This window comes from Actinomycetota bacterium, from assembly GCA_030776725.1.
GTDB lineage: Bacteria > Actinomycetota > Nitriliruptoria > Nitriliruptorales > JAHWKO01 > JAHWKW01.
In genome coordinates this window covers 1-11,664 of sequence record JALYHG010000279.1, presented here as the reverse complement: position 1 = coordinate 11,664, position 11,664 = coordinate 1, and the positions used below count along the sequence as shown (strand labels likewise).

The 11,664-nt window shown below is 71.8% G+C and carries 14 protein-coding genes and 1 riboswitch; of the genes, 6 read left to right on the top strand and 8 right to left on the bottom strand.

Annotated features, from left to right (window positions below; genetic code table 11):
• On the top strand, positions 1 to 325 hold a 325-nt coding region (locus tag M3N57_13450; protein MDP9023673.1), incomplete at its 5' end, for a phosphatase PAP2 family protein.
• 9 nt (positions 326 to 334) lie between these two features.
• On the opposite strand, the gene M3N57_13445 is transcribed toward M3N57_13450, so the two are convergent.
• A complete protein-coding gene (locus tag M3N57_13445) occupies positions 335 to 1,450 on the bottom strand; it encodes an Mrp/NBP35 family ATP-binding protein (GenBank protein MDP9023672.1) in 1,116 nt (371 codons plus the stop codon).
• 195 nt (positions 1,451 to 1,645) lie between these two features.
• Here M3N57_13445 and M3N57_13440 point away from each other — a divergent pair, with 195 nt between their 5' ends.
• Positions 1,646 to 2,392 carry a hypothetical protein gene (locus M3N57_13440; GenBank protein ID MDP9023671.1) on the top strand — a complete coding sequence of 249 codons (747 nt, stop codon included), beginning with the start codon at positions 1,646 to 1,648 and terminating at the stop codon, positions 2,390 to 2,392.
• Here M3N57_13440 and M3N57_13435 read toward each other — a convergent pair.
• On the bottom strand, positions 2,376 to 3,155 hold the full coding sequence (locus M3N57_13435) for a hypothetical protein (protein ID MDP9023670.1): 780 nt from the start codon (positions 3,153 to 3,155) through the stop codon (positions 2,376 to 2,378). The two genes, M3N57_13440 and M3N57_13435, sit on opposite strands and share 17 nt — an antisense overlap.
• A 59-nt stretch (positions 3,156 to 3,214) precedes the next feature.
• A complete protein-coding gene (locus tag M3N57_13430) occupies positions 3,215 to 3,625 on the bottom strand; it encodes an NUDIX domain-containing protein (GenBank protein MDP9023669.1) in 411 nt (136 codons plus the stop codon).
• Between the two features lie 36 nt (positions 3,626 to 3,661).
• Between M3N57_13430 and M3N57_13425 the strand changes: the two genes are divergently transcribed.
• The 4 genes from M3N57_13425 (at position 3,662) to M3N57_13410 (ending at position 6,486) form a co-directional block, all read left to right on the top strand.
• Entirely contained in the window at positions 3,662 to 4,510 is an 849-nt protein-coding gene (locus tag M3N57_13425; GenBank protein ID MDP9023668.1) for a PHP domain-containing protein, read from the top strand.
• A gap of 173 nt (positions 4,511 to 4,683) precedes the next feature.
• Positions 4,684 to 5,271: a LuxR C-terminal-related transcriptional regulator gene (locus M3N57_13420; protein ID MDP9023667.1), complete on the top strand. Its 588-nt coding sequence runs from the start codon at positions 4,684 to 4,686 to the stop codon at positions 5,269 to 5,271.
• A 50-nt stretch (positions 5,272 to 5,321) separates the two neighbouring features.
• Entirely contained in the window at positions 5,322 to 6,164 is an 843-nt protein-coding gene (locus M3N57_13415; protein ID MDP9023666.1) for an AAA family ATPase, read from the top strand.
• Positions 6,157 to 6,486, top strand: coding sequence for a hypothetical protein (locus M3N57_13410; GenBank protein MDP9023665.1), 330 nt, complete (start codon positions 6,157 to 6,159; stop codon positions 6,484 to 6,486). The genes M3N57_13415 and M3N57_13410 overlap by 8 nt, the downstream gene beginning before the upstream one ends.
• 24 nt (positions 6,487 to 6,510) lie before the next feature.
• On the opposite strand, the gene M3N57_13405 is transcribed toward M3N57_13410, so the two are convergent.
• The 5 genes from M3N57_13405 to M3N57_13385 form a co-directional block, all read right to left on the bottom strand.
• Positions 6,511 to 7,968 (bottom strand): DEAD/DEAH box helicase, encoded by a 1,458-nt coding sequence (locus M3N57_13405; GenBank protein ID MDP9023664.1) that lies wholly within the window; start codon positions 7,966 to 7,968, stop codon positions 6,511 to 6,513.
• A 176-nt stretch (positions 7,969 to 8,144) separates the two neighbouring features.
• Positions 8,145 to 8,573, bottom strand: coding sequence for a hypothetical protein (locus tag M3N57_13400; GenBank protein ID MDP9023663.1), 429 nt, complete (start codon positions 8,571 to 8,573; stop codon positions 8,145 to 8,147).
• Between the two features lie 130 nt (positions 8,574 to 8,703).
• Complete coding sequence (tenA, locus tag M3N57_13395) at positions 8,704 to 9,366, bottom strand: thiaminase II (protein MDP9023662.1); 663 nt, start codon at positions 9,364 to 9,366, stop codon at positions 8,704 to 8,706.
• A complete protein-coding gene (locus M3N57_13390; GenBank protein ID MDP9023661.1) occupies positions 9,363 to 10,007 on the bottom strand; it encodes a transcriptional regulator in 645 nt (214 codons plus the stop codon). The genes tenA and M3N57_13390 overlap by 4 nt, the downstream gene beginning before the upstream one ends.
• Entirely contained in the window at positions 10,004 to 11,434 is a 1,431-nt protein-coding gene (locus M3N57_13385; protein MDP9023660.1) for a sodium:solute symporter, read from the bottom strand. The genes M3N57_13390 and M3N57_13385 overlap by 4 nt, the downstream gene beginning before the upstream one ends.
• Positions 11,424 to 11,606: riboswitch (TPP riboswitch) on the bottom strand. Its footprint overlaps the gene before it by 11 nt.
• Positions 11,607 to 11,664 lie beyond the last annotated feature (58 nt).

The window sequence follows — 11,664 nt, the reverse complement described above, 5'->3', positions numbered from 1 at the left end:
GTCGCTGAAGACCCGCGTGCGGCGGCTCCGCCCGTACCAGGTCGAGGCCGCCGAGCGGCTGGTCGCCGAGCCCGCCGGGTCGTCGTGGCCGAGCGGGCACCCGGCCGTGGCCGCAGCCGTGCTGACCGCCTTGGCGCCGCAGCTGCCCCGCGCCACCCGAACCGCCGGTGGGGTCATCGCCGGGTTCGTCGCGACGTCACGGGTGTACGTCGGGGTGCACTACCCGACCGACGTCGTGGCCGGCCTCGGCCTGGGGGGGATGTGCGGGGCGGCCTGGCGGCTGGCCACGCGTCGCTACCGGCGGTCGCGCGGGATGACCAGCTGAGTGCGGACGTCAGCCTCCCAGCAGCGGAAGCGTCCTGCCGACCACCGAACGCGACCGCTTGGCGACGGTCCGCGCGATGCTGCGCAACGCCTGCGCGGCAGGGACGTCGGGGTGCGCGTCGACGATCGGGACGCCGCGGTCGCCGCCTTCCCGCAACGTCGGGTCGATCGGGATGCGGCCCAGCAGGTCGGTGTCGAGCTCCTCTGCCACCTGCCCCCCGGCGCCCGACCCGAAGATGTCGTGGGTCGTGCCACACGCGTGGCAGGTGAAGCTGGCCATGTTCTCGATCACCCCGGCGACGTGCATGCCGGTCTCCTCCGCCATCTGACCGGCGCGGACGGCGACCTTCCCGGCGGCCTCCTGCGGTGTGGTCACCACCAGCATGCCCGCGTTGGGCAGCATCTGGCCGAGCGAGATCGCGATGTCGCCCGTGCCCGGGGGCAGGTCGAGGAGGAGGAAATCCAGCTCCCCCCAGTAGACGTCGGCGAGGAACTGCTGCAAGGCGCGGTGCAGCATCGGCCCGCGCCACATCACCGGCCGGTCCGGGTCGGGGAGGAAGAAACCGATCGATATGACCTTGCAGCCGTAGGCCCGCAGCGGCATCACCATGCCCTCGAAGCCGAACGGTCGGCCGGACACGCCGAGCATGCGGGGGATCGAGTACCCGTAGATGTCGGCATCGACCACGCCGACGCGGTGTCCGTCAGCTGCCAGCGCCACCGCCAGGTTCGCGGTCACCGACGACTTGCCGACACCGCCCTTGCCGGACGCGACGGTGAACACGTGCGTCCGGGCGCTCGACGTCGCGAACGGGATCTCGTCGCCGCTGGTCTGGCCGCGTTCGGCCCGCAGACGCCGTCCGAGCGCCTCGCGCTTCTCGCCGGCCATGGCACGCAGGTCGAGGTCGACCTGGCGGACACCGCCGAGCCCTCGCACGGCGGCTTCCAGGTCGCTGGCGAGCCGGTCCGACTCCGGTGAGCCGGGGATCGGCACGTCCACCACGACGCGGACCCGGCCGCCATCGACCGCCACGTCCGAGATCATCTGCAGGTCGGTGACGGGCCGCTCCAGGTGAGGTTCGCTCACCTCACCGAGCGCGTCGAGAACCTGCTCAGGCGTCGCCACGACCACGACCTTCAACGGTTGATCAACGGGTTGGCGGCTGCGGTGAGCGCCGCCGCGGCGATGCTACCGGCGGATGCGCAGGCGGCCCCTCGATCCGGCGCCGCGTCGACGCCCGCGGTCGACGACGTCGACGATCGGTTAGCCTGCCGCCTTGCGCGCCGAGGCCTCGACCGGTCCTCGATCACCGGAGAGCACGTGCCCCGATCGGTCGCCGCCCTCGCGGCGCTGCTGGCATTGGCCACCTCGGCATGTCAGCTGCGCCTGGCCGCCGACATCGTCGTCGACGCAGGTCTCGACGGGACCTTCGAGCTGGTCGTCGCCGTGGACCGCGAGCTCGCGCGGCTCCTCGACGAGGTCGGGGTCGACGTGCTAGCCGGCTTGGACGAGGTTCGACGCTCCGCCCCGCAGTGGACGGTGCACACGGAACACGACGATCGCGGTTGGACGCTGCGGTTGCGGACGCGGTTCGACGGCGCGGAACAGTTCACCCAGCTCACCGACGAGCTGCACGCCGCACTCGACGACGACGACGCGCGACTGTTCGAGGATCTGCGGCTGCGGCGCCTGTCTGGCGGGCCGGTCGCCTTCGACGGGGCGGTCGGGTTGGTGCTCCCGGCGGCGCCTGGCGCCCGGGGTGCGGGCGTCGCGGTCGATGCGGATGACGTGCACCGGATCCTCACCGAGCGGGGCGAGGATCTGGTCCGCTACGACCTGCGGGTGACGCTCCCCGCCCCGCCACGCGTGCACGACGCGGACGAGGTCGATGGGACCACGCTGATCTGGCAGGCACCGGTCGGGCGGCTCCGGCCTGTCGCTGCGGTGTCCGAAGATCCTGGCGTCCCAGCGCTGCTGACGGTGATGGTCGGCGTGGTCGTGGCCGCGGGCACCGCCGCGGGCGCGGCCGCGCGCCGCCGCCACCGCCGGTTCACGCCTGCGGGGTGAGCTCCACCAGGGTGCAGGTGTCCTTCCAGCGCTCCAGCGCCGCCTCGCCGTCGGGCAGGTTGAGGCGGGTGCCGACACCGAGCGTGGCGATGCGGTCGAACTCGTCGCTGTCGTTGTCGATGATCCGCACCGACGCGGGGACCGCGCCGATCCGTGCCCGGACGTCCTTGCTCCGGGCGGTGAGCGTGACCTCGTCGGCTCCCTGGATGTTGGTGAGGTCCTGCTCGTCGGGTCCCGTCAGGACGAACACCTTCCCGCCTTGGTAGACGAACCAGGCCGGCTTGGTGACGGCGCCCCCGTCGGGCTGCGGGATGGTCACCCAGATGATCGCGCTCTTCTTGAGGGTGGCCTCCAGCGCATCCCCGACCACGCCTGCCGCGGTCGCCGACTCCGGTGCCTCGATGAACGCCGGCACGCGACCCACTTCCTGGTCGTTCAACAGCAGCACGAGCGTGTGGTCCTCGGCGCTGTGCAGGGTGACGCCCCGGCGGATCTCGTCACGGAAGCGATCCTCGTACATCTGTCCGCGTAGGGTGATCCGCCCGTAGGGGTGCTGGTAGACGAGCGCCCCGGCGGGGTCGAGGATCGCCCACGACTCGTCGTAGACGCCCTGCGGCCCGCGGTAGAGGCGATCGACACCGAACGGCTGGGCACGTGCGGGCAGCTCGCCGCGGACGACGATGACCGGGTCGATGACACCGGTCGCCGGGTCGTAGGAGCCGAGGTCGTAGACGAGGGCCGACAGCACCGCGACCCGTACCATGCCGTGCCTTCCCTGTAGGACCTGCGGCGGCGGCGCAGTATAGGTGGCGTCGATCTGGGTCAGGGCGCCAGTTCGACCCCGTGGCGGTCGAGGAAGTCGACCAGACCCGACGTCGTCGCCACCGACGTCAGCGTCGACCGGCCCACCCACGCCACCTCAGCAGCGTCGTCTCCCGCTGACACCACTCCGCCGACGACGTCCACCAGGAAGTCGATGATCACGTAGTGGCCCTCGTCGCCGATCGACTCGGCAACGCCGACCAGGTCGCCGACCTCCACGGCCAGCCCCGTCTCCTCGCGGACCTCGCGTCGGACGGCGTCGGTGAGGCGCTCACCGGGCTGCACCCGCCCGCCCGGCAGGCTCCAGCGGTCAGCGGCGGGCGGGCGCCCGCGCCGGACGACCAGGAGACGACCCTGCGGGTCGCGAGCGACCGCGCCCACGCCCACGACCGGTCCCAGAGGGCCTACCACGCCCGTTAGCGTAGGAAGCCCGATGACGGCAGGACCGTGTCCGGCTACGACCTACACACCCACACCACCGCCAGCGACGGCACGACCACCGCCGAGGACAACGTCCGACTGGCGTTGGCCGCCGGCTTGGGCGGCCTGGCCGTCACCGATCACGACAGCGTGGCGGCGTGGGACGACAGCTTCGCCGCGGCGGACGGGACCGCGCTGGAGGTCGTCCCGGGCGCGGAGCTGTCTGCGGAGCTCGGCGGCTACAGCGTCCACGTCCTGGGCTACTGGTTCGATCCCAGCGACGGAGCTCTCACCGCCGAACTGCACCGTCTGCGCACGGAACGCGACCGGCGCGCCCAGGAGATCGTTGAGCGCTTCGTCGAGCTGGGCGTTCCGGTCTCGCTCGATCGGGTCCGGCAGTTGGCCGGCGACGCCCCGATCGGGCGCCCCCACGTCGCCGCGGCGGTCGTGGACACCGGGGCGGCCAGAGACGTCTCGGAGGTGTTCGACCGGTGGCTGCACGACGGGGGTCCCGCGTACGTGCCCAAGTACGCGGTGGATCCCGTCCGGTGTGTACGCCTGATCGTGGAGGCGGGCGGGGTCGCTGTCCTCGCGCATCCGGGCTTGTACGGGCCGGCTGAACAGGCGCGGGCGGGGGTCGGCCTGGACGTCGCAACCGTCGAGGAGATGGCCGCGGCCGGCCTGGCCGGGATCGAGGCCGACCACCCCGATCACACCGCCGAGCAGGTCGCCCGCTACGGTGACTTGGCACGCGCACACGGCCTCGTGGTCACCGCCGGCTCCGACTTCCACGGCGAGCGCAAGGATCTCGACCTGGGCCAGGCCACGACGTCCCGCGCCCGTGTCGAGGTCTTGCGCGAACGGGCCCGCCGGTGAGCGGCGCGAGAGGAGCTGTCTTCGGTCTCCTAAGACCGCGACGGAGGTGTACACGTGAGCGCCTCAACGGCGTTGTGCCCCGAACGGCCTCTGCGGCCGGCAAGCGGTAAGGTCCACCTTCCGTCGCGGGACAGAGCTGATCGTCAGCGTTCGTGCCCAGTGAGGAGGCCGCCGTGTCTGAGGCTCCCAAGAAGGCAGCGAAGGTGGTCCCGCTGCCGACGCTGACCTTCCGGTCAGGTCCCCTGGCCGGCTCGTCGCTGAGCATCGAGGTCGACGACGGCACCATCGGACGCCGCGAGGACAACACGATCGTCATCCCCGAACCGCGGGTCTCGCGTGTGCACGCGTCGGTCCGTCGGGATGCGGGCGCGGTGATCCTGACGGACCTGGGCTCCAGCGCCGGCACCAAGGTCAACGGCGAGGAGCTCACCGGTCCTCGGGTGCTGCGGCACGGCGACCGCGTCACCTTCGGTCCGGTGGAGGCGATCTTCGAGGACCCGGCGATGGCGGCGCAGGACGAGGACGCCACCATGGTCTTGGAGATCCCCAAGGTCGAGACAGGGCCGCACCTGTCGCCCCGCCAGCAGCAGGTCTTGGAGCTGATGGCAGAGGGGATGACCAACAACGAGATCGGTGAGCAGCTGGGCGTGACCGAGCGCACCGTCAAGGCTTACGCCCAGGAGCTGTACGACAAGCTCGGGGTCCGCAACCGTGCAGGCGCCGTTGCGGAGGCCGCCAAGCTAGGGATCCTCGACGTCTGACCGTCTGAGCGGGCCATCATCGAACAGGCCCCGAGGGGAGCCGTACCGGTATGCCGGCCACCGTGTACGCGATCGCCAACCAGAAGGGCGGCGTCGCGAAGACGACCACCTGCTTGTCGTTGGCGGCGGCGATGGCCGAGCTCGACCGTGCGGTGCTTCTCGTGGACCTCGATCCGCAGGCGTGTCTGACCTTCTCGCTGGGCTACGACCCGGATGAGATCGACCCGTCGCTGCACGATGTCGTCGCTGGACGGGCCCGACTGGTCGACACCATCATCCAGCACCCGGTCGCGGACCTCGCCCCCGCCAACATCGACCTGGCCGGCGCGGAGGTGACCCTGCTCAGCCGGACAGGTCGCGAGTACCTGCTCCGTGGTGAGCTGGTTGATCTCGTTGGCAGCTACGACGTGATCCTCCTCGACTGCCCGCCGTCGCTGGGCGTGCTGACCATCAACGGCCTCACGGCCGCCGACGATGTGCTGATCCCCGTCCAGTGTGAGACGCTCGCGCACCGCGGAGTCTCTCAGCTGCTGGAGACGATCCAGGACGTCCGCCGCCTGACCAACCGCGGGCTGACCGTCCGGGGGGTGGTGGCCAGCCTCTTCGATCCTCGGACGTTGCACAGCCGGGAGGTCCTGCGCGACGTCGGCGAGCGGTACGGCTTGCCGCTGGTCGGCCCACCTGTCCGCAAGTCGATCCGTTTCGCCGAGGCACCGGCAGGCGGTCGCTCCATCCTCGACCATGCGGGATCGGTGCCCGGTGCGGCGGCCTACCGGGCGATCGCGCGCGAGCTGCTCGGGCTCGAGGTCGAAGAGGACCTGCTGGAGGCGGCCGGCTGGTCGCAGGAGCAACGGGCCGAGGTGCTCGACGTGCAGCAGGCCGGTCGTGGGTGAGTCACCGCGGGGGCTCGACCGGGTCCGTGCCCCCGATCCTGCCCGACCCCGTCGGCGCGACCTGGAGGGCGCCCGCGCGTTGTACTCGGTCGATCCCGACGCCAACCCCACGTCCACCGTGCTGGTGCGGTGTCCGCGCTGCGAGGTCGAACGCGGGTTGACCACCTCGGAGTTGCCAGGGCTGCTGTCGCTGCCCGTCCTCGTCGACCCGTTCCGGGGGCGGTTATGGACACGCTGCCCGACGTGTGAACGCCGCGCGTGGCTCCGGATCCGGCTCGGCCCCGGGGTGCCCTGGCCCTTCCGGCCGCCGCGGAGCGGGTAGACGCGCGTCCGTCGGCGGCGCGGATCACGGCAGGTGCTCCACCTTGACCCGGCGGGCCGAGGTCGGCCTTCCCTTCCCCCGCGCAGCCGGACCCCGCTCGGACGCGTCGAGCTCCGGTTGACCGTGGTCGTCCGCGTCGTGCGTCGGCGTCTTCGCCGGACCGCGTGGTCGCCGCTCCGACCTGGACGGTGCGGCCGGTTCCGGATCGTCGGGGGTGGTCGGGGTCGGTCGGGCACGGCGGGCCTGGCTCCTGCCGCGGCTGCGCACCCGGACCCGCGCCGGCTCGTCGCTGTCGCCGTCGCTGCCGCCGTCCACGTCCGTCGCCGGCTCATCGCTGTCGCCGTCGCTGCCGCTGTCCACGTCCGTCGCCGGCTCGCGGTCGTCGGGCGGGAGCGATGGATCCGCGACCGACACGTCGGCGTCGCCCGCGAAGCGCTCCCACGGAGTGTGCTCCGGCAGGTCGAACCGCTCGGTCAACAGGTCTGAGGTGGAGAAGACCTCCTCGAGCGGACCGTTGGCGGCACCCACGGCTTTGCGGATCACGTTGAGGCGGTCGAGTTCGTTGAACGTCGCGAACGTCACCGCGACGCCGGCCGCGCCGGCTCGGCCGGTGCGGCCGATCCGGTGCAGGTACATCTTCTCGTCTTCAGGGCAGTCGTAGTTCACGACGTGGGTGACGCCCCCGATGTCCAGTCCCCGGGCGGCCACCTCGGTTGCGACCAGGACGTCGGCCTTCCCCGCACGGAACCGCTCGAGGTTGCGTTCCCGGCGCGCCTGACGGAGGTCGCCGTGCACAGCGGTCGCGCTCATCCCCAGCCCGCGCAGCTCCTCCACCAGCCGGTCCGCCATCCGCTTGGTGCGCACGAAGACCGTGGCGAGATCCGCGGCCGGGGACTGCAGGATCCGTGCCAGGACCCGTGGTTTGTCCATCCGGTGGACGACGAAGAAATGCTGCTCGGTCTCCGGGGCCACCTGAGCTTCCTGAGCCTCGGCACGCAGGAACGTGGGATGGCGCATGTAGCGGCGGGCCAACGCCACGACGTCGGCGGGCATGGTGGCGGAGAAGAGCAGCATCTGCCGCGGCTCACCGCAAGCCTCCACGATCCGCTCGACGTCAGGCAGGAACCCCATGTCGAGCATCTCGTCGGCTTCGTCGAGGACGACGGCCGTCACACCCGACAGGTCGAGGTTGCCGCGCCCGATGTGGTCGAGGAGCCGGCCTGGGGTTCCCACGACGACATCGACCTCACCCTTGCGCAGCGGCTGCGTCTGGGGGTCCAGCGGGACCCCGCCGTAGACGGTCAGGATCCGCCTTCCGAGCTCCCCCCCGACCTGATCCAGGTCATCGGCGACCTGCAAGGTCAGCTCGCGGGTGGGGGTGACGACGAGCGCCTGCACCCGCCTCGCACCTGCCTCGATCCGCTGCAGAAGCGGCAACCCGAAGGCGAGCGTCTTCCCCGTCCCGGTGCGGGCCTGGCCGATGATGTCCGCACCGTCCAGCCCCAGGGGGATGGTGAGCTCCTGGATCGGGAAGGGCTCGACGATCCCCTGTGCGTCCAGCGCGCGGCACAGGGTCTCTGCGACGCCGAGGTCGCGGAAGGTCTTCGTGATCGATCTCTCCTCGGTGGTCGCCGTCCGGCGGTGGTCGGCGCGGTCGGCTACGCGGAACCTCGGCGCCGCAGCGCCTCGGGCCCTTCGCGGGCCAGCTCGATCGCCTGGGACGGTGTGAGCTCCACCGGTCCCGGTCGGTCGTCGAGCCGCTCGTCGTAGACGTGCACGTTGGGGGCGTTCCCTCGCGGGCGCGGCTCGGACCGTGCGATCGCGTCGGCGTGAACCCGAGCCTGCAGGTCATCCGACGCCTCCTCCACGCCACGGTCGTCCGACGGCTCCGCGGCGGTGGCGGCGACGGGCGTCGCGGCCGGCTCGATCCAGGCGTCGGTCGGCGCGGCGCGGTGCGACTGGGGCAGCTGTGGAGGGTGATGGGCGGTGAACGAGCTGCGCCGTCCGGTGTCGGGGCCAGCCGGCTCGGCTCCGCGCAGACGTGCCAGCAGACGCGTCACGACCGTCTGTCGTTCCGCGTCTGCCAAGGTTGCCTCCTGCCGTCACCGTCCCGAATGTACCGGCGACCGTCCCAGGGTTGCTCCCGAACGCCGGCTGGTGCAGGTTGCGCCTGGTCGCGACGAGGGCCGCGTCCTCGGTGAACGCCCCGGTTCTTCGCTACACCGGCCAGGTCTCCGCCCGCCAGGCGGCATCCCAGAACATCCACTCGTACCGGGCGGTGGTGACGAAATGCGCCCGCATCCGGGCGAGCAGGTCCCCGGCGGTGTCCTCGCCCACCCGGTCGGCTGTGGCCAGGACGTCGCGGACGATGCCCGCGAACGGCTCACCGCCGTAGGTGTCGATCCAACGCTGGTAGCGCGGATCGGGTGAGCCGTGGGCGAGCAGTTCCTTCCCGACCTCCCAGTAGATCCAGTAGCACGGCAGGACCGCCGCGAGCGCCTCGGCGAACGACCCCCCGTAGCACGTCGCGAGCAGGTAGCTGGTGTACGCGCGGTTGGTGGGCGCCACCGATGTCGCCGCCGCGGTTGCGGCCGGGATCCCGAGCTCGCCGAGCAGGTGCTCGTGGAGTTCGCGTTCGACCTCGATCGCGCCCGCAGCGTGCCGGGCGAACATCGCCACGTCGACGTCGGTTGCGGCCTTCGCGGCGCAGACAGCCAGCGCCCGGGCGTAATCCTCGAGGTAGTGGGCGTCCTGCACGACGTAGTAGGAGAACGCGTCGTCGTCGAGCGTCCCGTCCTTCAGACCGGCCAGGAACGGGTGCTCGAGGATCGCTGCGTAGATCTCGGTGATGTCGGACCACAGCGTCTGTGTCAGTGTCATCGTGGGGTGTCCTCCCAGCTCTCGCCGGCGTGCACGGCGTCCCAGAAGCGCAGCTCGAAGCGCACGACGCGCCGGAAGGCCCGTTCGACCTCGGGCGGCGCCGGTGCGGTCACGGTCGCGTCCAGCAGGGCGGCCAGCCGATCGACCCACTCGCCGAACGCCGGCGACGACCAGTTGTCGATGAACGGCCAGTAGGGGGAGCGCTCGTCGGCGCTTCCCCGAACCGACGCCCATGCGTCGAAGTAGGCACGTTCCGCCCCGTACAGGACGGTCAACGAGACGGGCCACCCGTCGACGGGAGCGGCGAGGACGAGCGAGGTGTAGCCCAGCGTGGTGGGCGACGGCTCGACGTCGAGTGGCAGCCCGTGCTGTGCCGCCTCGCGACGGAACAGGTCGATCTCCGCCTGGAGCGCGGGGAAGGCGCCAGCCAGCAGGTCGCGGGCGTGCTCGTTGGGGGCAAGTTCGACCAACCGTCCCAGGAAGCGCCGGAAGCCGACCACGAACCACTGGTCCTGTGTCAGCCACCGGTGGAACGCGTCGGAGCGGAGGGTGCCGTTCCCAGCGGCGCGCACGAACGGGTGGTCGGTGATCGCCGCCCACAGGTCGCGGTTGTCGGCGAGCAGTTGGGTGGAGACGCTCACGCTCGGGTCCTCTCCAGGGTCGGGATCCGCGCCCCGAGCCCCGCCAGGTCGGTGGTCCGCCGTGACAGCAGCGACCCAGCGACCGCCACGACGCTCGAGGCCAGCACCGCACCGGCGAACGGAGGCAACGTCGGCACGTCCTGCGGGAAGGTCGCCAGGACGGCGCCCTGGACGAGCGACCCGGTGGTCACCCAGCCGGGGGCCACCGCGCCGACCAGACCGGCGACAGCCCCCACGAGCGCCGCGCCGGTCGTCGCTCGCGACCACAGCCCCAGCATCGCCGGGACGACCGTGGCGGCGCACAGCAGGTCGGCGATGAGGAACAGCCGGAGCACCGAGTAGCCCTGTAGCGCGACAGCCAGCGCGGGGAGGACGAGGACCACCGTCACGGCCCGCGCTGCGCCCACATCCATGGACGGTCGCTCGCTCACCACCAGTGAGGCGAGCCCGTTCTCGAGCGTGTCGACCGACGACGCGACCAGCGACAGACCCAGGACCAGCACGCCCAGGTTCACCCACACAGGGACCGTGGCCATCAGGGCGAAGAACGGCACGGGCGGCGAGCCCAGGTCGAGGCCGGAGCCGGCCGCAACGATGCCCAGGACGCCGGCCACAGCCACGACCGGCGCTGTGACTGCCATCGCGACGCCGGCCCCGCCCGTCAGCGCCCGGGTCGACCGGGCTGCGAAGACACGCTGCCAGTAGCCCTGGTGGAACAGGTTCGCTGCGACGATCGCGATGACCAGCGTCACGGCGGCTTGGACCCCGATGGCGTCGACGCCCAGCAGCCCCGAGCGGGTCAGCGCTCCCGGCGCGTCGCGCACCCCGCTCAGCACCGCCACGACGCCGATCGCGAGCAGCACCACGACCAGCCAGGCCTGCCAACGGTCAGTGCGCAGCGACGCCCGCAACCCCCCGTAGGCCGTGTAGGCGAGCGTGACCGCAGCGACCCCCACGGTCGCCACCCACGGGGCGATCCCGGCGGTGATCGCGGCGACCGCCCCGACCGCGGTCAGCTCTGCGGTGACGAAGACCAGCATGTACAGGATCGAGATCGCGACCACGTAGGCGTGGAACGTCCGCCCGAAGCGCAGTCGCACGAACTCGGTCAGCCCGTGTCCGCGGGGCGCCACGGCCCGCAACCGACCCCCCAACAGGGCGAACGCCACCAACGGAGCGGCCGCGCCGATCGCGTACCCCAGCGCCGCGACCAGGCCCACGCCCGCCCCGACCTCCGGGGGGGCGAACAGGATCCACGCGCCCATGCCCGATGCGAAGAACGACAGCCCGAGCGCGGTGACGCCCTGGCTGTTCCGCGCGGTGGTGTACTCCTCGAGATCCTCGGCACCACCGCGCGCCCGGAAACCGACCCACGCGAAGACCGCCAAGGTCGCCGCGAGCAGGACCAGACCGGTAGCGGTGACCACGACGCGCTCCCTCCGCCGGTGCTAACCGGTTCAGGTTCAAGGGGTCTGCGCTCGGTCGCGCACTCTCAGCCGTGATGTGGTCACTACCGCGGGCGCTACTTGAGTGACGTGATCTGGTCACTACCGCTGGCGCTACTTGAGTGACGTGGCTACGGCTCCCCCGGCGTTGCTGGCTGCGACCGTAGACGCCGCTCACGGGCGGCGCCACGGGCCGGTGTACAGGACCACCG